General features: G+C 70.4%; 18 protein-coding genes. 9 read left to right on the forward strand and 9 right to left on the reverse strand.

From position 1 onward, the window contains the following. Positions 1 to 13 precede the first annotated feature (13 nt). From ABZ915_RS44505 to ABZ915_RS44530, 6 genes are all read right to left on the reverse strand, one after another. On the reverse strand, positions 14 to 1270 hold the full coding sequence (locus tag ABZ915_RS44505) for a cysteine desulfurase (protein WP_361815822.1): 1257 nt from the start codon (positions 1268 to 1270) through the stop codon (positions 14 to 16). Beyond that, positions 1267 to 2031 carry a Fe-S cluster assembly ATPase SufC gene (sufC, locus tag ABZ915_RS44510; RefSeq protein WP_361815825.1) on the reverse strand — a complete coding sequence of 255 codons (765 nt, stop codon included), beginning with the start codon at positions 2029 to 2031 and terminating at the stop codon, positions 1267 to 1269. The genes ABZ915_RS44505 and sufC overlap by 4 nt, the downstream gene beginning before the upstream one ends. 7 nt (positions 2032 to 2038) lie before the next feature. Next, positions 2039 to 2362 (reverse strand): non-heme iron oxygenase ferredoxin subunit, encoded by a 324-nt coding sequence (locus ABZ915_RS44515; RefSeq protein WP_361815827.1) that lies wholly within the window; start codon positions 2360 to 2362, stop codon positions 2039 to 2041. Beyond that, positions 2359 to 3543: a Fe-S cluster assembly protein SufD gene (gene sufD / locus ABZ915_RS44520; protein ID WP_361815830.1), complete on the reverse strand. Its 1185-nt coding sequence runs from the start codon at positions 3541 to 3543 to the stop codon at positions 2359 to 2361. The genes ABZ915_RS44515 and sufD overlap by 4 nt, the downstream gene beginning before the upstream one ends. A 64-nt stretch (positions 3544 to 3607) precedes the next feature. Beyond that, positions 3608 to 5029: a Fe-S cluster assembly protein SufB gene (gene sufB / locus ABZ915_RS44525; RefSeq protein WP_361815833.1), complete on the reverse strand. Its 1422-nt coding sequence runs from the start codon at positions 5027 to 5029 to the stop codon at positions 3608 to 3610. Further along, positions 5026 to 5769, reverse strand: a complete 744-nt coding sequence (locus tag ABZ915_RS44530) for an ArsR family transcriptional regulator (RefSeq protein WP_361815836.1) — start codon at positions 5767 to 5769, stop codon at positions 5026 to 5028. The genes sufB and ABZ915_RS44530 overlap by 4 nt, the downstream gene beginning before the upstream one ends. Positions 5770 to 5930: 161 nt before the next feature. Between ABZ915_RS44530 and ABZ915_RS44535 the strand changes: the two genes are divergently transcribed. The 4 genes from ABZ915_RS44535 (at position 5931) to ABZ915_RS44550 (ending at position 9648) form a co-directional block, all read left to right on the forward strand. Further along, positions 5931 to 6746 (forward strand): AAC(3) family N-acetyltransferase, encoded by an 816-nt coding sequence (locus tag ABZ915_RS44535; RefSeq protein ID WP_361815839.1) that lies wholly within the window; start codon positions 5931 to 5933, stop codon positions 6744 to 6746. A gap of 136 nt (positions 6747 to 6882) precedes the next feature. Next, a complete protein-coding gene (locus tag ABZ915_RS44540) occupies positions 6883 to 7806 on the forward strand; it encodes an ABC transporter ATP-binding protein (RefSeq protein ID WP_361815841.1) in 924 nt (307 codons plus the stop codon). A 50-nt stretch (positions 7807 to 7856) separates the two neighbouring features. Next, positions 7857 to 8582: an ABC transporter permease gene (locus ABZ915_RS44545; RefSeq protein ID WP_361815875.1), complete on the forward strand. Its 726-nt coding sequence runs from the start codon at positions 7857 to 7859 to the stop codon at positions 8580 to 8582. A gap of 64 nt (positions 8583 to 8646) precedes the next feature. Next, positions 8647 to 9648 (forward strand): COX15/CtaA family protein, encoded by a 1002-nt coding sequence (locus ABZ915_RS44550; protein ID WP_361815844.1) that lies wholly within the window; start codon positions 8647 to 8649, stop codon positions 9646 to 9648. Positions 9649 to 9670: 22 nt separating this feature from the next. Here the strand turns inward: ABZ915_RS44550 and ABZ915_RS44555 are convergent, their stop codons facing one another. The 3 genes from ABZ915_RS44555 to ABZ915_RS44565 form a co-directional block, all read right to left on the reverse strand. Continuing rightward, positions 9671 to 10783 (reverse strand): amidohydrolase family protein, encoded by a 1113-nt coding sequence (locus tag ABZ915_RS44555; protein WP_361815847.1) that lies wholly within the window; start codon positions 10781 to 10783, stop codon positions 9671 to 9673. Between the two features lie 68 nt (positions 10784 to 10851). Next, positions 10852 to 11184, reverse strand: coding sequence for a hypothetical protein (locus ABZ915_RS44560; RefSeq protein ID WP_361815850.1), 333 nt, complete (start codon positions 11182 to 11184; stop codon positions 10852 to 10854). A gap of 292 nt (positions 11185 to 11476) precedes the next feature. Continuing rightward, positions 11477 to 12394: a heme o synthase gene (locus ABZ915_RS44565; protein ID WP_361815878.1), complete on the reverse strand. Its 918-nt coding sequence runs from the start codon at positions 12392 to 12394 to the stop codon at positions 11477 to 11479. 446 nt (positions 12395 to 12840) lie between these two features. Here ABZ915_RS44565 and tkt point away from each other — a divergent pair, with 446 nt between their 5' ends. The 5 genes from tkt to pgl are packed head-to-tail and all read left to right on the forward strand — an operon-like array spanning position 12841 to position 19486. Continuing rightward, the gene (tkt, locus tag ABZ915_RS44570) at positions 12841 to 14928 is read left to right on the forward strand and encodes a transketolase (protein ID WP_361815853.1); all 2088 of its coding nucleotides are present in this window, start codon (positions 12841 to 12843) and stop codon (positions 14926 to 14928) included. A 35-nt stretch (positions 14929 to 14963) separates the two neighbouring features. Beyond that, positions 14964 to 16082 carry a transaldolase gene (gene tal / locus ABZ915_RS44575; protein ID WP_361815860.1) on the forward strand — a complete coding sequence of 373 codons (1119 nt, stop codon included), beginning with the start codon at positions 14964 to 14966 and terminating at the stop codon, positions 16080 to 16082. Between the two features lies 1 nt (position 16083). Next, a complete protein-coding gene (gene zwf, locus ABZ915_RS44580) occupies positions 16084 to 17622 on the forward strand; it encodes a glucose-6-phosphate dehydrogenase (protein ID WP_361815863.1) in 1539 nt (512 codons plus the stop codon). Beyond that, positions 17619 to 18707 (forward strand): glucose-6-phosphate dehydrogenase assembly protein OpcA, encoded by a 1089-nt coding sequence (gene opcA / locus ABZ915_RS44585; RefSeq protein WP_361815866.1) that lies wholly within the window; start codon positions 17619 to 17621, stop codon positions 18705 to 18707. Before zwf ends, opcA begins: the two co-directional genes overlap by 4 nt. Next, entirely contained in the window at positions 18704 to 19486 is a 783-nt protein-coding gene (gene pgl, locus ABZ915_RS44590; protein WP_361815869.1) for a 6-phosphogluconolactonase, read from the forward strand. Before opcA ends, pgl begins: the two co-directional genes overlap by 4 nt. Positions 19487 to 19628 lie beyond the last annotated feature (142 nt).

The raw sequence follows: 19628 nt of genomic DNA on the forward strand, positions 1-19628 counted from the left end.
CAGCTCACGCCCTTCAGCCGAAGAAGTTCCGAACGTGCTCCAGCCCCTCGACCAGTGCGTCGATCTCGGTCGGCGTGGAGTACAGATAGAACGACGCTCGCGTGGTCGCGGGAATTCCGTAGCGCAGGCAGACGGGTCGCGCGCAGTGGTGGCCGACGCGGACCGCGATGCCCTGCTCGTCGAGGACCTGGCCCACGTCGTGCGGGTGGATGTCGCCCAGGGTGAAGGAGATCGCGGCCCCTCTGTCCTCGGCCGTGGTCGGGCCGATGATCCTCAGGTCCGGGACCTCGCCGAGCCGCCGCACGGCGTACTCGGTGAGCGCGTGCTCGTGGGCGAGGATCTTGTCCATGCCGATCGACGACAGGTAGTCGATCGCCGCGCCCAGACCGACCGCCTGCGCGATCGGCGGCGTGCCCGCCTCGAACTTGTGCGGCGCCGGGGCGTATGTCGAGGAGTGCATCGACACCGTCTCGATCATCTCGCCGCCGCCGAGGAACGGAGGCAGGTCCTCCAGCAGCTCCTGGCGGCCCCACAGCACGCCGATGCCGGTCGGGCCGCACATCTTGTGGCCGGTGAAGGCCACGAAGTCGGCCTGGAGGGCCTGGACGTCCAGCGGCATGTGCGGCGCGGCCTGGGAGGCGTCGACGCAGACCAGCGCGCCGACCTCCTGGGCGCGGCGGACTATCGCCTCGACCGGGTTCAGGGTGCCCAGGATGTTCGACACCAGCACGAAGGAGACGATCTTCGTCTTCTCCGTGATGACCTCGTCGATGTTGGACAGGTCCAGGCGGCCGTCGTCGGTCAGGCCGAACCACTTCAGCTTCGCGCCGGTGCGCTGCGCGAGCAGCTGCCACGGCACGATGTTGGAGTGGTGCTCCATCTCCGTGATGACGATCTCGGTCTCGGAGTCCACCCGGTAGGGCTCGTCGGCCCAGCCGAGCATGTTCGCCACGAGGTTGAGCGACTCGGAGGCGTTCTTGGTGAAGATCACCTCGTCGCGGCTCGGCGCGTTGATGAACGCGGCGACCTTGTCGCGCGCGCCCTCGTACAGCGCCGTGGCCTCCTCGGCGAGCACATGCACACCGCGGTGGACGTTGGCGTTGTAGCGCTCGTAGTACTCGCTCAGGGCGTCCAGCACCTGGCGCGGCTTCTGCGAGGTCGCCGCGTTGTCCAGGTACACGAGCTTCTTGTCGTCGTGGACCAGCCGGTCCAGGACGGGGAAGTCCTTGCGGATCGCCTCGGTGTCGAGGAGGCCCGGCATCTGTGTCACGCGGATACGCCACCCTTCGTGTATGCCTCGTAGCCCTCGTCCTCCAGCTTGTCGGCGAGCTCCGCGCCGCCGGACTCCACGATCCGGCCGGCGGAGAAGACGTGGACGAAGTCGGGCTTGATGTAGCGCAGGATGCGCGTGTAGTGCGTGATCAGCAGGGTGCCGACCTCACCGGTCTCGCGGACGCGGTTGACGCCCTCGGAGACGATGCGCAGCGCGTCGACGTCCAGGCCGGAGTCCGTCTCGTCGAGGATCGCGACCTTCGGCTTGAGCAGTTCGAGCTGGAGGATCTCGTGGCGCTTCTTCTCACCGCCGGAGAAGCCCTCGTTGACGTTGCGCTCGGCGAAGGACGTGTCCATGTTGAGGCGCTCCATGGCCTCCTTGACCTCCTTCACCCAGGTGCGCAGCTTGGGGGCCTCGCCACGGATGGCGGTGGCGGAGGTGCGCAGGAAGTTGGAGACCGAGACGCCGGGGACCTCGACCGGGTACTGCATCGCCAGGAACAGGCCCGCGCGGGCGCGCTCGTCGACGGACATCTCCAGGACGTCCTCGCCGTCGAGGGTGACGGTGCCGCTGGTGATCGTGTACTTCGGGTGACCCGCGAGCGAGTAGGCGAGGGTCGACTTGCCGGAGCCGTTGGGGCCCATGATGGCGTGCGTCTCGCCCTGCTTCACGGTGAGGTCGACGCCCTTGAGGATCTCCTTCGTGGCGTTGTCGGCCTCGACGGTGACGTGCAGGTCTCGGATTTCAAGCGTTGCCATGGGTGCCTCAGGACTCCTGGGTGAGGGAGACGAGAATGTCGTCCCCTTCGATCTTTACGGGGTATACGGGGACGGGGCGCGTCGCGGGAAGGCTGTCGGGCTTTCCGGAGCGGAGGTCGAAGCGCGAGCCGTGCAGCCAGCACTCGATGTGGCAGTCGTCGACCTCGCCCTCGGACAGCGAGACGTTCGCGTGGGAGCAGATGTCGTTGATGGCGAACACCTCGCCCTCGGTCCGCACGACCGAGACCGGCGTGCCGTCGATCTCCACCCGCTTCGGGGTGTCCTCCTCCAGCTCGCTCAGCCCGCAGACTCGCACGAATGCGTCGCTCATGCGACCGACGCCTCCAGCTCTTCCTCGATCTTGGCGATGAGGCGCTCCTCGATGTCCGCGACGCCGATCTGCTGGACCAGCTCGGCGAAGAAGCCACGGACGACGAGGCGGCGGGCCTCGTGCTCGGGGATGCCCCGGGCCATCAGGTAGAAGAGCTGCTCGTCGTCGAAGCGGCCGGTGGCGCTCGCGTGGCCGGCGCCGACGATCTCGCCGGTCTCGATCTCCAGGTTCGGCACGGAGTCGACCCGGGCGCCGTCGGTGAGGACGAGGTTGCGGTTCATCTCGTACGTGTCCGTGCCCTCGGCCTTGGCCTCGATGAGCACGTCGCCGATCCACACGGCGTGCGCGTCGTCGCCCTGGAGCGCGCCCTTGTAGGCGACGTTCGACTTGCAGTGCGGGGTGTTGTGGTCGACGAGGAGGCGGTGCTCCTGGTGCTGGCCGGAGTCGGTGAAGTACAGGCCGAACAGCTCGGCCTCGCCGCCGGTGCCGGCGTAGGCGACGCGCGGGTGCAGGCGTACGAGGTCGCCGCCGAAGGTCACCACGAACGACTTGAAGGTGGCGTCGCGGCCGATCAGCGCGTTGTGCTGGCCGACGTGCACGGCCTTGTCGTCCCAGTCCTGGACGGAGACGACGGTCAGCTTGGCGCCGTCGCCCAGGATGTAGTCGACGTTGGCGGCGAGTACGGCGTCACCGGTGTGGTCGATGACGACGACGGCCTCGGCGAAGGCTCCCAGCTCGACGACCTGGTGGCCGTAGGCGGTCCCGCCCTCGCCGTGCACGGCGATACGGATCGGCTCGGTGAGCACCGTCTCCTTGGGGACGGTGACCACGCCGGCCTTCTCGAACGCCGAGTACGCCTGGGCGGCGACGCGGTCCACGGGGGTGCCGGCCCTGCCGAGGCGCGCGTCGTCGCGGCCCACGGTCTCGACGGTCACGCCCTCGGGGGCCTGGACGTCCACCTTCACGCCGTCGCCGGTCGCGACCGCCGTGCCGTCGTGCAGCCCGCGCAGCCGCTCCAGCGGCGTGAACCGCCACTCCTCCTCGCGGCCGTGGGGGACCGGGAAGTCCGCCACGTCGAAGGACGGGGGCGCGCTCATGCGCGTGGCGACGGTCGACTCGGCGGCCACCGCGATCTGGCCGGCGGTGGTGGAGCCCACCGGGATGTTCTGGGCCTCAGCCATGGCTGTCGGTCTGCTCTCTTTCCTGCGTGTCGGATTTCGCTGGCTGTTGTCCGGAAGGGGGGTCTTAGCCGACCGCGCCTTCCATCTGCAGCTCGATCAGCCGGTTGAGCTCTAGGGCGTACTCCATCGGCAGCTCCTTGGCGATCGGCTCGACGAAGCCGCGCACGATCATCGCCATCGCCTCGAACTCGCTCAGACCGCGGCTCATCAGGTAGAAGAGCTGGTCCTCGGAGACCTTGGAGACGGTCGCCTCGTGGCCCATGGACACGTCGTCCTCGCGGACGTCCACGTAGGGGTACGTGTCGGAGCGGGAGATGGTGTCGACGAGCAGCGCGTCGCACAGCACGTTCGACTTGGAGCCGGCGGCGCCCTCGCCGATCTCTACCAGACCGCGGTACGAGGTACGGCCGCCGCCGCGGGCCACCGACTTGGAGACGATGTTGGAGGACGTGTTCGGCGCCATGTGGACCATCTTGGAGCCGGCGTCCTGGTGCTGGCCCTCGCCCGCGAAGGCGATGGAGAGGGTCTCGCCCTTGGCGTGCTCGCCCATCAGGTAGACGGCCGGGTACTTCATCGTCACCTTGGAGCCGATGTTGCCGTCGATCCACTCCATGGTCGCGCCCTCGTAGGCCACGGCGCGCTTGGTGACCAGGTTGTAGACGTTGTTCGACCAGTTCTGGATGGTCGTGTAGCGGCAGCGGGCGTTCTTCTTGACGATGATCTCGACGACCGCGCTGTGCAGGGAGTCCGACTTGTAGATCGGAGCCGTGCAGCCCTCGACGTAGTGCACGTAGGCACCCTCGTCGACGATGATCAGGGTCCGCTCGAACTGGCCCATGTTCTCCGTGTTGATGCGGAAGTAGGCCTGGAGCGGGATCTCGACGTGCACGCCCTTCGGCACGTAGATGAAGGAGCCGCCCGACCACACGGCGGTGTTCAGGGCCGCGAACTTGTTGTCACCGGCGGGGATGACGGTCCCGAAGTACTCCTTGAAGAGCTCCGGGTGCTCCTTCAGCGCGGTGTCGGTGTCGAGGAAGATGACGCCCTGCTCCTCCAGGTCCTCGCGGATCTGGTGGTAGACGACCTCCGACTCGTACTGGGCGGCGACACCGGCGACGAGGCGCTGCTTCTCGGCCTCCGGGATGCCCAGCTTGTCGTAGGTGTTCTTGATGTCCTCGGGCAGGTCCTCCCAGGACTCCGCCTGCTTCTCCGTGGAGCGCACGAAGTACTTGATGTTGTCGAAGTCGATGCCCGACAGATCCGAGCCCCAGTTCGGCATGGGCTTCTTCTCGAAGAGCTTCAGACCCTTCAGGCGCAGCTTCGTCATCCACTCCGGCTCGGACTTCTTGCCCGAGATGTCGCGGACGACATCCTCGTTCAGGCCGCGCCTGGCAGAGGCACCGGCCGCGTCGGAGTCGGCCCAGCCGTATTCGTACTTGCCCAGGCCCTCGAGTTCGGGGTGAGCAGTCTCCGTGGGGAGAGTCATGCGGGGTTCCTCCCGGCCGTGCTTGCAGATGCGTCGGTTGCGTCAGTGGAAATCTTTGGGATGAACGTCGTGCAGACGCCGTCGCCGTGCGCGATGGTCGCCAGTCGCTGGACGTGGGTACCCAGCAGCTCGGCGAAGATCTCGGTCTCCGCCTCGCACAGCTGCGGGAACTGCTCCGCGACGTGCGCGACCGGGCAGTGGTGCTGGCACAGCTGTTCGCCGACCGGTGCGCTGCGCGCCGTAGCAGCGTACCCGTCCGCGCTCAAGGCCTTGGCCAGGGCTTCGGCGCGTTTGTCGGGCGTGACGGCCTCGATCGCCTTGCGGTACGCCCTCGCCTGCGCGGCGATCCGGGCCCGGGCGAAGGCGGTGACCGCCTCCTGCCCGCCCTCGCGCTCGGCGATCCAGCGGAGCGCTTCCGCGGCGAGCTTGTCGTACGACTGGTCGAAGGCGTCACGGCCGCAGTCGGTGAGCGCGAAGACCTTCGCGGGACGGCCGCGCGTGCGCGCGCCGTACACCCGCTGCTCGCGCGCCTCCACGACGTCGTCGGCGGTGAGCGCGTCCAGGTGACGCCGTACGGCCGCCTGGGTGAGTCCCAGCCGTCCGGCCAGCTCGGCGACGGTCGACGGGCCGTGGTCCAGGATGGACCGCGCGACCCGGTTGCGGGTGGACCGCTCCCCGGTCGCGAGCTCCTCCTGAGGGGTCCCCGTGGGGGTCTCCCGAGCCTCGCCGACGTTTTTCACAACGCCATTGTTGCGTAATTCCTCAGGGGCAGGCAAGCGGCGTCCGAGCGGGCGGGCGGTGCCCTGCGTCACTTAGGTCTACCTAATCCGACCTGCGGAAACGATCACCGATCGATCAAACGGGTGGCGCGTCCGGCCGTGGTCCGAGAGACTGCCGAACCATGCCGACACCCCCTCCGACCGGCCCACTCGTGACCCGTGACACCCTCTGCGCGGAGCTGCGCGCCCTGGGCGTGGAACGCGGCGAGATCCTCCTGGTGCACTCCTCGCTCAGCGCGCTCGGCTGGGTGTGCGGCGGCTCCGTCGCCGTGGTCCAGAGCCTGCTGGACGCCGTCGGCCCGGACGGCACGGTCGTCGTCCCCGCCCACTCGGGCAACCTGTCCGACCCGGCCCTGTGGAGCAGACCGCCCGTGCCGGAGGCCTGGTGGGAGCGGATCCGGGCCGCCATGCCCGCGTACGACCCGCTGCTCACCCCCTCGCACGGGGTCGGCGTGATCCCGGAGACCGTACGGACCTGGCCGGGCGCCCTGCGCAGCGCGCACCCGCACACCTCGTTCGCGGCGCTGGGACCGCGCGCGGCGGAGATCGTCGACGGCCACACCCCCGACTGCCGGCTCGGCGAGCGCAGTCCGCTGGCCCGGCTGGAGGAACGGGGCGCCCGGGTGCTGCTGCTCGGGGCCGGATACGACACCTGTACGAGCTTCCATCTCGCGGAGTACCGGATACCCGCGCCGCTCGTGCGGGTCGGCCGGCCGGTGGTGGGCGGGGGCTGGGAGGAGGTGGCCGAGGTGTCGATCAGTTCGGAGCGGTTCGACGAGCTGGGCCAGGACTTCGAACGGGACCGGCCGGTCCGGCGGGGGAAGGCGGGCGGGGCCGACCTGCGGCTGTTCCCGGTGGCGGACGCGGTGGCCTACGCCGAGCGGTGGCTGGCGCTGCACCGGCCCCGTGAGGAGGAGATCCTGCACCCGCCCGCCTGAGTCACGGCCCGTTGGCCGCGGACCGGCCCACCGCGCCGAACCCACCGAGCCCCGGCCGACCCCGCACCGGACCCGTGAGGAGGGATTCCGCACCCGCCCGCCTGAGTCGCGGCGCGCCTACCTAGACTCTGGACCCATGCGAAGTGAGCCCGTGGTCCAGGTCCACGCCTTGGTGAAACGGTATGGCACGAAGACCGCGGTGGACGGCCTCGAACTGATGGCCAGGGTGGGCGTGACCGCCGTACTCGGCCCCAACGGCGCGGGCAAGACGACGACGATCGAGACCTGCGAGGGGTACCGGAAGCCGGACTCCGGCACGGTGCGCGTCCTGGGCCTCGACCCGGTGCGGGACTCGGCCGCGCTGCGACCCCGGATCGGCGTGATGCTCCAGTCGGGCGGCGTGTACTCCGGCGCCCGGGCCGACGAGATGCTGCGCCACGTGGCCAAGCTGCACGCACACCCGCTGGACGTGGACGCCCTCATCGAGCGCCTCGGGCTCGGCTCGTGCGGCCGGACCGCGTACCGGCGGCTGTCCGGCGGCCAGCAGCAGCGGCTCGCGCTGGCCATGGCCGTGGTGGGCCGTCCGGAGCTCGTCTTCCTCGACGAGCCGACGGCCGGCCTCGACCCGCAGGCCCGCCGCGCCACCTGGGACCTCGTGCGGGACCTGCGCACCGACGGCGTCTCCGTCATCCTCACGACCCACTACATGGACGAGGCCGAGCAGCTCGCGGACGACGTCGCGATCATCGACGCGGGCCGGGTCATCGCCCAGGGCTCCCCCGAGGAGCTGTGCAAGGGCGGCGCCGAGAACACGCTCCGCTTCACCGGCCGCCCCGGCCTCGACGTGAGCTCCCTGCTGAAGGCCCTCCCGGCCGACTGCACGGCCGCCGAGCTGACACCGGGCGCCTACCGGGTCGTCGGCAAGGTCGATCCGCAGCTGCTCGCCACGGTGACCTCCTGGTGCGCCCAGCACGGGGTGATGCCGGACCGGATCTCGGTGGAGCGGCACACTCTCGAAGACGTCTTTTTGGAGCTCACCGGTAAGGAGCTGCGGTCGTGACCACCGTGGACACGTTCACCCCCAAGCCGGGCGCTGCGCCCCTGCCCCGCATGATCGCCGCCCAGGCCGCGCTGGAGACGAAGATGCTGCTGCGCAACGGCGAGCAGCTGCTGCTGACGGTCGTCATCCCGACCCTGCTGCTGGCGCTGTTCAGCTCGGTGGACATCGTGGACACCGGCGCCGGCAAGGCCGTCGACTTCCTCGCCCCCGGCATCCTGGCCCTGGCCGTGATGTCGACGGCGTTCACCGGGCAGGCCATCGCGACGGGCTTCGAGCGGCGCTACGGGGTGCTGAAGCGGCTGGCCGCCTCCCCGCTGCCCCGCTGGGGGCTGATGACCGCGAAGACGGCGTCCGTGCTGGTCACGGAGATCCTTCAGGTCGTCCTGCTGACGGTGATCGCCTTCGCGCTGGGCTGGTCCCCGCACGGGACATTCACCAGCGTTGCCGCCGTCCTGCTCCTGCTGGTCCTCGGCACGGCCGCCTTCTCCGGGCTCGGCCTGCTGATGGCGGGCACGCTGAAGGCGGAGGCCACGCTGGCCGCCGCCAACCTGGTCTTCCTGCTGCTGCTCGTGGGCGGCGGGGTCATCGTCCCGCTCGACAAGTTCCCCTCCGGCGTCCAGGACGCGCTCGGGCTGCTGCCCATCTCGGCGCTCTCCGACGGCCTGCGGGACGTGCTCCAGCACGGGGCCGGCATGCCGTGGGGCGACCTGGGGATCCTGGGCGTGTGGGCGGTCGTGGGGCTGGCGGCGGCGGGGCGGTTCTTCCGCTGGGAGTAGACCGGGAGGCCCCGGACGGGACCCTCGTGAAAGCGTGCACAAGCGGCCCGCCTACGATGGACCCGTGCCAAAGCTGACCCCCGCAGACGCCGCAGCGGCCCTGCGCAACCCCCTCTCCTTCATCGCCGCACGCTGGACGCCCGACCCCCGGACGGTCCGGCGGGCGGCGCTGGCCGCCCTCGTGATGTCGGTGATCATCGTGGTGACCGGTGGTGCCGTACGGCTGACCGGCTCGGGCCTGGGCTGCCCGACCTGGCCCACCTGCACCGACGACTCGCTCACCACCACCCGGGCGATGGGCTTCCACGGTGCCATCGAGTTCGGCAACCGCATGCTGACGTACGTGCTGTGCGCGGCCGTCGGCTGGGCGATCATCGCCGCGCGGGCGCAGAAGCCGTGGCGGCGGAGCCTGACCCGGCTGGGCTGGGCGCAGTTCTGGGTGGTCATGGGCAACGCGGTGCTCGGCGGCATCGTGGTCCTGGTCGGTCTCAACCCGTACACCGTCGCGGCCCACTTCCTGCTCACCACGGCGCTGATCACCGTCGCCACGGTGATGTGGCAGCGCACCCGCGAGGGCGACGACGCACCGCGCCCGCTGGTCGGCAAGGCCGTGCAACAGCTGGTGTGGTTCCTGGTCGCCGCGTCCGTGCTGCTCATCGCGGTGGGCACGGTGGTGACCGGGGCCGGTCCGCACGCGGGTGACACCAGCGAGGTCAAGCGCATCCCGATCGACTGGGAGACCGTCGCCAAGCTGCACGCGGTGCTCGCCTGGATCGTGGTGACGCTGACCTTCGCCCTGTGGTTCGTCCTGAAGGCGGTGGACGCGCCGAAGGGACCGCTGGACCGGACGCGGGACCTGTTCCTGATCCTGCTCGCGCAGGGTGTCATCGGCTACGTCCAGTACTTCACACACCTGCCCGAGGTCCTGGTCGCCCTGCACATGCTCGGCTCGTGCCTGGTGTGGATCGGGGTGCTGCGCGTCCTGCTGGCGCTGCGCGAGCGGCCGGAGGCGGTGCCGGACGTACCCGGTCCGGCGGCCGAGGCGGCGGTGGCCACGACCGCGTGAGCCACCTGTACGGCTCCACGGCTCAATCGAGCTCGAGCCCGTAGATCCTGCGGGCGTTCCCCACCGCCACCATCGCGGCCACCCGCTGCGCGTCCCCCAGGGACCACGCCCCCTCGGCCACCCAGGTGCCCAGCACCCGCCCGAGGGACTCGCGGAACAGCCGGGCCGCCACCACGTGCAGTTCGGGCAGGCCGTGGGCACCGCTGGAGAACAGGATCTTGCCGAACGGGGCCAGCTCCAGCACCTCGGCGAGAATCGTCGCGGCCCGGGCGCCGGTGCGCATCAGGGCGGCACCCGAGTCGGCGTAGACGTGCGGGAAGACGCCGGCGAGGTGGGCGGCGTGGCGGTGGTACGGATAGCCGTGCAGCAGGACCAGGTCGGTGCCGAGGCCCGCCGTGGCCCGCACGAAGTCGGTCAGCAGGACCGGGTCGGTGCGGTCGATGCGCGCGCCCGGTTCCCCGAGGCCGGCGTGCAGCTGGAGCGGCAGGCCCGAGGCGACCGCGATCCACAGCAGGTGCCGCAGCAGCACCGGGTCGCTCAGCTCGCCGCCGACCCGCCGTCCGGCCAGCCAGCGGCCCGCCGCGCCCCGCACCTCGCCCGGCCCGGGCGGCTCGGGTGCCAGCGCGAGGCCGTGCCGTAATCCGGCCACCGAGGTGAAGGCGACGGCCTGTGCGGCGGCGCCGTGCACCGACTCGGCGAGATTGGCGAGGAACGAGTCGACAGTGCCGGAGGTGTCGGCGACCTGCTCGGCGAGGAGCTCCAGGCGGACGATCTCGCGGGCGTCGGCGTCACCCGCCGAGGCCAGCTCCTCGGGTCCGGTCAGATCGCCCGGCAGGCCGGTGTCGACCAGGTAGGTGGTGATGCCGCTGCCGCGCAGCAGCCGGCGGCCCACCTCCAGCACGCCCAGTTCACGGCGCCGGGCGAGATACCGCGCGGGAGCGCAGTGCGGCTCCAGGCCGAGCAGCGGCGGGCACCAGCGCCGCACGGCGAACCCGGTCTGCGTGTCGAAGAGCGTGGTGCCGGGCGCGGGCGGGCCCTCGGTACGGGCCAGCTGGGCCTCGAACGTGCCGAGGCCCAGCTCCGTGCGCAGAACGCCGTGGCAGTGCTGGTCCACCAGGGACGGCGTTTCGATCATCCGGGCTCCCCGTGACTGGACCTCGTCCTCCTACGGTCCTAACGGGTGAACCGGGTGTCAGGTGTTGCTCAGGAGTTGCTTGGCCCACCCACCTGGATTCCGGCCATGCGCGTCCACTCGTACGGGCCGGTCTTCACCTTGGCCGCGAACTCTCCGTCGAACGTCTCGTGGACGGTGATGCCCGCCTTCTGCACCGCCTGCTCGGCGATGGTGTGGCTGGGCGCCACCAGGTCGCCCCAGCCGCCGTCCTCGCCGACGAGCACGATCCGGGCGCCGCGCTCACCGATGTAGGCCACCTGGCCCTCGGCCCCGCCGTGCGCCTTGGAGAAGGCGTCGATCTGCTTGGCGAGCTTCGCCGCCGTGCGCTCGGCCTTCGGGTCAACCTGCTGCGTGTCTGCCATGGTCAGGATGCTACCGACGGGTAGATCAAACGGCGACGGGCGGGCCGCGTGGCCTTTACCACGCCATGCCGACGGCGTTTCGACGATGCGGCGGGGGTGTGCCTCGCGGGACCGCGCCGTCACCGTCCGACAGTCCTGGCCCGGCGGGCCGATGGGTGCGAGGGCCTCGAAGGAGCGGTCCTGCGCGGGCGCGGGGACGGACGCGTGGCGCCGCGCGCCGCCGCGCCCCCTGCCGCCACCGGCCGTCGGTCGCGTACCGGCCCGAGAACCCGGTCCGATCCGCCGGCGGGCGCTACCGCAGGAAGGGGTCCACCGCGACCGCGACGAACAGGATCGACACATAGGTGATGGACCAGTGGAACAGCCGCATCTCCTTGAGCTTCGTGCCCGTCACCTCGGCGTTGGCGCGGTTCTGGAGCGCGTGCGCCTCCCACAGCCAGAAGCCGCCCGCGAGCAGCGCGACCGCCGTGTAGAACCAGCCGGTGTAGCCGAGCGGTGTCAGCAGCAGCGAGACGACGACCATGACCCAGCTGTAGAGCACGATCTGCTTGGCGACGACCTTGTTGGAGGCGACGACGGGCAGCATCGGCACGCCCACGCGCGCGTAGTCCTCGCGGACCTTCATGGACAGCGGCCAGTAGTGCGGCGGCGTCCAGAAGAACATGACGAGGAAGAGGATGACCGGCGCCCAGGACATCGAGTTCGTCACGGAGGACCAGCCGATCAGCACCGGCATACAGCCGGCGATGCCGCCCCAGACGATGTTCTGCGACGTACGCCGCTTGAGGAGCATCGTGTAGACGACGACGTAGAAGAGGAGCGCTCCGAGCGACAGCCAGGCCGACAGCCAGTTGACGGTGAGCCCGAACAGCAGCGTCGAGACGACCGCCAGCGAGATGCCGAAGGCGAGGCACTCGCGTGGGCTGACCATTCCGGTGACCAGGGGGCGCTGCGAGGTGCGGTCCATGAGCGCGTCGATGTCACGGTCGATGTACATGTTCAGCGCGTTGGCGCCGCCCGCGGAGAGGAAGCCGCCGAGACAGGTCAGCAGCACCAGCCCCAGGTCGGGCACGCCCTGCTGCGCCAGGAACATCACCGGAACGGTGGTGATGAGCAGCAGCTCGATGATCCGCGGCTTGGTCAGAGCCACGAACGCCTTGACACGGGCCCCGAACGGCCGGTGAACCGGGCTCTCGCTCGCACCGAGCACACCCTCCCCCAGAGCCTTAAGGGCCTGGGAGGTGCCCCCAGGACGGGATTCGACGGCCGTCACGCACACCCCTGACAGAGACTCCCAGCGAGCCCTTCCGTGTGAACTGACGGTAAAGGCTCGCGCGTACCACGCCACTTTAGACGTTGCCCAGACCCGGACATTCGCGGGGGTCCGTTCGTGTTGGCGGGGGCCTCCGAGCGTGCGTGCGATGGCTCGATTGAGCAGTCAGATGAGCGGCTCCGTATTCATGTGCCGAATGCCGTTCCGGCCAGTCGGGAGGCGGATCGCCGACATGCCCGTCAGTCTGGAATGGCTCGAAAAAATGCACGTACTTACAGGGGTAGGCTCGACAGCGGCCGGTGGGCTTCCAGCTGCACCGGCAGCCGGTGGGCGCGCGCCCAGAAGCCGGTATTCGATCATGTGGAGAGGAGCCCTGACTCAGGGTGAGCACCAAGCCGACCACCACAGACCTCGAGTGGACCGAATTGGACCAGCGGGCCGTGGACACCGCCCGTGTCCTGGCCGCCGACGCCGTACAGAAGGTCGGCAACGGCCATCCCGGTACGGCCATGAGTTTGGCGCCCGCCGCCTACACCCTCTTCCAGAAGGTGATGCGGCACGACCCCGCCGACCCCGACTGGGTGGCCCGCGACCGCTTCGTGCTGTCCGCCGGTCACTCGTCCCTGACCCTCTACACACAGCTCTTCCTGGCCGGTTTCGGTCTGGAGCTTCAGGACCTGGAGTCCTTCCGCACCTGGGGCTCGAAGACCCCGGGCCACCCGGAGTACGGGCACACCAGGGGTGTCGAGACGACGACCGGCCCGCTCGGCCAGGGTGTCGCCAACGCGGTGGGCATGGCCATGGCCGCCCGCTACGAGCGCGGCCTGTTCGACCCCGAGGCCCCGCAGGGCGAGTCCCCCTTCGACCACTTCATCTACTGCATCGCCGGTGACGGCTGCCTCCAGGAGGGCATCTCCGCCGAGGCGTCCTCGATGGCCGGGCACCAGAAGCTCGGCAACCTGGTCCTGCTGTGGGACGACAACCACATCTCGATCGAGGGCGACACCGAGACCGCCGTCTCCGAGGACACCGCCAAGCGGTACGAGGCCTACGGCTGGCACGTGCAGCGGATCGCCCCGAAGCCGGACGGCGACCTCGACCCGCACGCGATCTACAACGCGATCGAGGCCGCGAAGAAGGTCACGGACCGGCCGTCCTTCATCGCGATGCGCTCGATCATCGCCTGGCCGGCGCCGAACGCGCAGAACACCGAGGCCGCCCACGGCTCGGCCCTCGGCGACGACGAGGTCGCGGCCACCAAGCGCGTCCTCGGCTTCGACCCCGAGAAGAGCTTCGAGGTCGCCGACGAGGTGCTGGCCCACACCCGCCAGGCCCTCGACCGGGGCCGCGAGTTCAAGGCCGAGTGGGAGAAGTCGTTCCAGCTGTGGCGTGAGAACAACGCCGAGCGGGCCGCCGACTTCGACCGGATCGCCGCGGGCGAGCTGCCCACCGGCTGGGAGGAGAAGCTCCCGGTCTTCGAGCCCGGCAAGTCCGTCGCCACCCGCGCCGCCTCCGGCAAGGTGCTGCAGGCGCTCGGTGCGGTCATCCCCGAGCTGTGGGGCGGCTCCGCCGACCTGGCCGGGTCGAACAACACCACCATCGACAAGGACAGCTCCTTCCTGCCGGCGGACAACCCGCTGCCGGAGGCGAACCCGTACGGCCGCACCATCCACTTCGGCATCCGCGAGCACTCCATGGCCGCGGAGATGAACGGCATCACCCTGCACGGCAACACCCGCGTCTACGGCGGCACCTTCCTGGTGTTCTCCGACTACATGCGCAACGCCGTGCGCCTGTCGGCCCTGATGCACCTGCCGGTGACGTACGTGTGGACGCACGACTCCATCGGCCTCGGCGAGGACGGCCCGACCCACCAGCCCGTCGAGCACCTGGCCTCGCTGCGCGCCATCCCGGGCCTGAACGTGGTCCGCCCGGCCGACGCCAACGAGACCGCCATCGCCTGGCGCGAGATCCTCAGGCGCTGGACGAAGGAGTTCGGCAAGGGCGCCCCGCACGGCCTCGCGCTGACCCGCCAGGGCGTGCCCGCCTACGAGCCCAACGAGGACGCCGCGCGCGGCGGTTACGTCCTGTTCGAGGCCGACGGCGGCGACGCCCAGGTCGTGCTGATCGCCACCGGTTCCGAGGTGCACGTCGCCGTCGAGGCGCGCGAGCGGCTCCAGGCCGACGGGGTCCCCACGCGCGTCGTGTCCATGCCGTCCGTGGAGTGGTTCGAGCAGCAGGACCAGGGGTACCGGGACAGCGTCCTGCCCCCGTCCTTGAAGGCTCGTGTCGCGGTGGAAGCCGGTATCGGTCTGACCTGGCACAAGTACGTCGGAGACGCCGGCCGCATCGTTTCCCTGGAGCACTTCGGTGCTTCCGCCGACGGCAAGGTCCTCTTCCGCGAGTTCGGCTTCACTGCCGAGAACGTGGCCGCCCAGGCCCGGGAATCCATCGCGGCCGCCCAGCGCTGACGCTCACATACGACACACGTAGGAGATGTAATTCCATGACAGACGCACTCAAGCGCCTCTCCGAAGAAGGCGTCGCGATCTGGCTGGACGACCTGTCGCGCAAGCGGATCACGTCCGGCAACCTCGCCGAGCTGATCGACCAGCAGCACGTCGTGGGCGTCACCACCAACCCGACGATCTTCCAGAAGGCGATCTCCCAGGGCGACGGCTACGACCAGCAGCTGTCGGACCTCGCCGCCCGCAAGGTCACCGTCGAAGAGGCCATCCGCATGATCACCACGGCGGACGTCCGCGACGCCGCCGACATCCTGCGCCCGGTGTTCGACGCCACCGGCGGCCAGGACGGCCGGGTCTCCATCGAGGTCGACCCGCGCCTGGCCCACAACACCAAGGCGACGGTCGCCGAGGCCAAGCAGCTGGCCTGGCTCGTGGACCGGCCCAACACCCTGATCAAGATCCCGGCCACCAAGGCGGGGCTGCCGGCGATCGCCGAGACGATCGGCCACGGCATCAGCGTCAACGTCACGCTGATCTTCTCGCTCGAGCGCTACCGGGCCGTCATGGACGCGTACCTCACCGGCCTGGAGAAGGCCAAGGAGCGCGGCCTGGACCTGTCGAAGATCCACTCGGTGGCGTCCTTCTTCGTCTCCCGCGTGGACACCGAGATCGACAAGCGCCTGGACGGCATCGGCACCGACGAGGCCAAGGCGCTGCGCGGCAAGGCCGCCGTCGCCAACGCCCGGCTCGCCTACCAGGCGTACGAGGAGGTCTTCTCCTCCGACCGCTGGAACGCGCTGGAGAGCGCGGGCGCCAACAAGCAGCGTCCGCTGTGGGCGTCGACCGGCGTGAAGGACCCGGCGTACCAGGACACCATGTACGTCACCGACCTGGTGGCGCCGAACACGGTGAACACCATGCCGGAGGCCACGCTGGAGGCCACCGAGGACCACGGCGAGATCACCGGCAACACCGTCGCCGGCACCTACGAGCAGGCGCGCGCCGACATCGACGCGCTGGAGAAGCTCGGGATCTCGTACGACGACGTGGTCCAGGTGCTGGAGGACGAGGGCGTCGAGAAGTTCGAGGCGTCCTGGAACGACCTGCTCAAGTCGACCGAGGCGGAGCTTCAGCGCCTCGCTCCCTCGGAGGGCTGAATTGTCCCCCTCTTCCGGTTCCGGGGCGAATCCGCTCCGTGATCCCGCCGACCGACGGCTCCCGCGTATCGCGGGGCCGTCGGGCCTGGTCATCTTCGGCGTCACCGGCGACCTGTCCCGCAAGAAGCTGATGCCGGCCGTGTACGACCTCGCCAACCGGGGTCTGCTGCCGCCGGGCTTCTCCCTGGTCGGCTTCGCCCGCCGCGAGTGGGCCAACGAGGACTTCGCCGCCGAGGTCCACGACGCCGTCAAGGAGCACGCCCGCACCCCGTTCCGCGAGGAGGTCTGGCAGCAGCTCATCCAGGGGATGCGCTTCGTGCAGGGCACCTTCGACGACGACGACGCCTTCGAGCGGCTGCGCTCCACCATCGAGGAGCTCGACAAGGCACAGGGCACGGGCGGCAACTTCGCCTTCTACCTGTCGGTGCCGCCGAAGTCCTTCCCCGTGGTGATCCAGCAGCTCAAGAAGCACGGTCTGGCCGACCAGACCGGTGGTTCCTGGCGGCGCGCGGTCATCGAGAAGCCGTTCGGTCACGACCTGAAGTCGGCCGAGGACCTGAACCACGTCGTGCACGAGGTGTTCGAGCCGGACCAGGTGTTCCGGATCGACCACTACCTCGGCAAGGAGACCGTCCAGAACATCCTGGCGCTGCGCTTCGCCAACACCATGTTCGAGCCGATCTGGAACCGGTCCTTCGTGGACCACGTGCAGATCACCATGGCCGAGGACATCGGCATCGGCGGCCGGGCCGGCTACTACGACGGCATCGGCGCCGCCCGTGACGTCATCCAGAACCACCTGCTCCAGCTCATGGCCCTGACGGCCATGGAGGAGCCTGCCTCCTTCGACGCGGACGCGCTGGCCGCCGAGAAGGAGAAGGTCCTCGGCGCGGTACGGCTGCCGAAGGACCTGGGCAGCTCGACCGTGCGCGGCCAGTACGCGAGCGGCTGGCAGGGCGGCGAGAAGGTCATCGGCTACCTCGAAGAGGACGGCATCGACGCCAAGTCGAAGACCGACACCTACGCCGCCATCAAGGTGGAGGTCGACAACCGCCGCTGGGCGGGCGTCCCCTTCTATCTGCGCACCGGCAAGCGGCTGGGCCGCCGGGTCACCGAAATCGCGGTCGTCTTCCAGCGGGCCCCGCACTCCCCCTTCGACCACACGGCGACGGAGGAGCTGGGCCAGAACGCGGTCGTCATCCGCGTCCAGCCCGACGAGGGCATCACGGTCCGCTTCGGCTCCAAGGTGCCGGGCACCTCGATGGAGATCCGGGACGTGTCGATGGACTTCGCGTACGGCGAGTCCTTCACGGAGTCCAGCCCGGAGGCGTACGAGCGGCTCATCCTGGACGTGCTGCTGGGCGACGCCAACCTGTTCCCGCGCACCGAGGAGGTCGAGCTGTCCTGGAAGATCCTCGACCCGATCGAGGACTACTGGGACAAGAACGGCAGGCCCGCGCAGTACAAGTCGGGCACCTGGGGTCCCGTCGAGGCCGACGAGATGCTCGCACGAGACGGACGGAGCTGGCGCCGCCCATGAAGACAGATCTCACGGACACCACGGCCAGCAAGATCAACAAGGCGCTGGTGCAGGGCCGCCGGGCCATCGGCACGCCCGCCGTGGGCATGGTGCTCACCCTGGTCATCGTCACCGACGAGGAGAACGCCTACGACGCGCTGAAGGCGGCCGGCGACGCCTCCCACGAGCACCCCTCGCGGACGCTGCTGGTCATCAAGCGCGTCTCCCGCTCCCCCCGCGACCGCACGCAGTCCCGGCTGGACGCCGAGGTGCGGGTGGGCGCGGAGGCGGGCACCGGCGAGACGGTGGTGCTGCGGCTGTACGGCGAGGTGTCCGACCACGCCGACTCCGTGGTGCTGCCGCTGCTGCTGCCGGACGCCCCGGTCGTCGTCTGGTGGCCGGTGAACGCCCCGCTCGACCCGGCCAACGACCCGCTGGGCGCCCTCGCCCAGCGCCGGGTCACCGACACCTACACCGCCGAGCAGCCGGTGCGGGACCTGTCCACCCGCGCCGCCGCCTACACGCCCGGCGACACGGACCTGTCCTGGACCCGGATCACACCGTGGCGGTCGATGCTGGCCGCCGCCCTGGACCAGGTCGTGTGCGAGGTCAAGGCCGTCGAGGTGGAGGGCGAGGAGTTCAACCCGAGCTGCGAGCTGCTCGCGATGTGGCTCGCGGACCGGCTGGACGTGCCCGTCAAGCGCTCCCTGTCGTCCGGCCCCGGGCTCACCGCGGTCCGCATGGACACCAGCGGCGGCCCGATAACGCTGGACCGCGCGGACGGCTCGCTGGCCACGCTGTCCATCGAGGGCCAGCCGGACCGCGCGGTGGCGCTGAAGCGGCGTGACACGGCCGAGCTGATCGCGGAGGAGCTGCGGCGCCTCGACCCGGACGACACGTACGCGTCTGCGCTGCGGTACGGGGTGGACCGGCTGAGCTCGTCGAACGGCGGCACCGACCGGGCTCCGGCCGCCGCTCCGACACCGGACGCGGCGCCCAAAGGAGAGGCGGTCGCCGTCGAGACCCCTGTCGAGGTCGCTGCGAAAGCTCCCGCGAAGGAAGCGGCGGCGCAGGCTCCGGTGAAGCGGAAGGCGGCGTCGAAGTGAGTGCCCCGCAGCTGGTCGTCCACCACGACAAGGAACTGATGGCGCAGGCCGCGGCGGCCCGGCTGATCACCAAGATCGTGGACGCGCAGTCCTCGCGCGGTTCCGCGTCCGTGGTGCTCACCGGCGGCCGCAACGGCAACGGCCTGCTGGCCGCGCTGGCGTCGGCCCCCGCCCGGGACGCCGTCGACTGGGCGCGGCTGGACCTGTGGTGGGGTGACGAGCGCTTCCTCCCCGAGGGAGACCCGGAGCGCAATGTCACCCAGGCCCGCGAGGCGCTGCTCGACGCGGTGCCGCTGGACCCGGAGCGCGTGCACGCCATGCCCGCCTCGGACGGTCCGTACGGTGCCGACGTGGAGGCGGCGGCGGAGGCGTACGCGGCGGAGCTGGCCAAGGCCGCGGGCCCCGAGAACCACGGCAGCGTCCCCGCCTTCGACGTCCTGATGCTGGGCGTCGGGCCGGACACCCATGTGGCCTCGCTCTTCCCCGAGCTGCCCGCCGTCCGGGAGACCGAGCGCACGGTGGTGGGTGTGCACGGCGCCCCCAAGCCGCCGCCGACCCGGATCACCCTCACGTTGCCGGCGATCCGCGCGGCCCGCGAGGTCTGGCTCCTGGCCGCCGGCGAGGACAAGGCCCAGGCCGCCGCGATCGCGCTGTCGGGTGCGGGTGAGATCCAGGCTCCGGCCGCGGGTGCCCGCGGCCGCTCCCGGACCCTGTGGCTGCTGGACTCCGCGGCGGCCTCCCAGCTGCCCCGGTCGCTCTATCCGCCGGCTTCGCCGTGAGGCCGGTCTCGCCGTGAACGAAGGGGCGGGGGGGGGGGGGGCCCCCCCCCCCCCCCCCGGGCGGCCCCCCCCCCCCAGGCCCCCCCCCCACCCCCCCCCCCCAAGGGGCGAGGGAAAAGCAAAGAAAAACCCACACGGACAA

Source organism: Streptomyces sp. NPDC046915 (assembly GCF_040644935.1).
GTDB lineage: Bacteria > Actinomycetota > Actinomycetes > Streptomycetales > Streptomycetaceae > Streptomyces.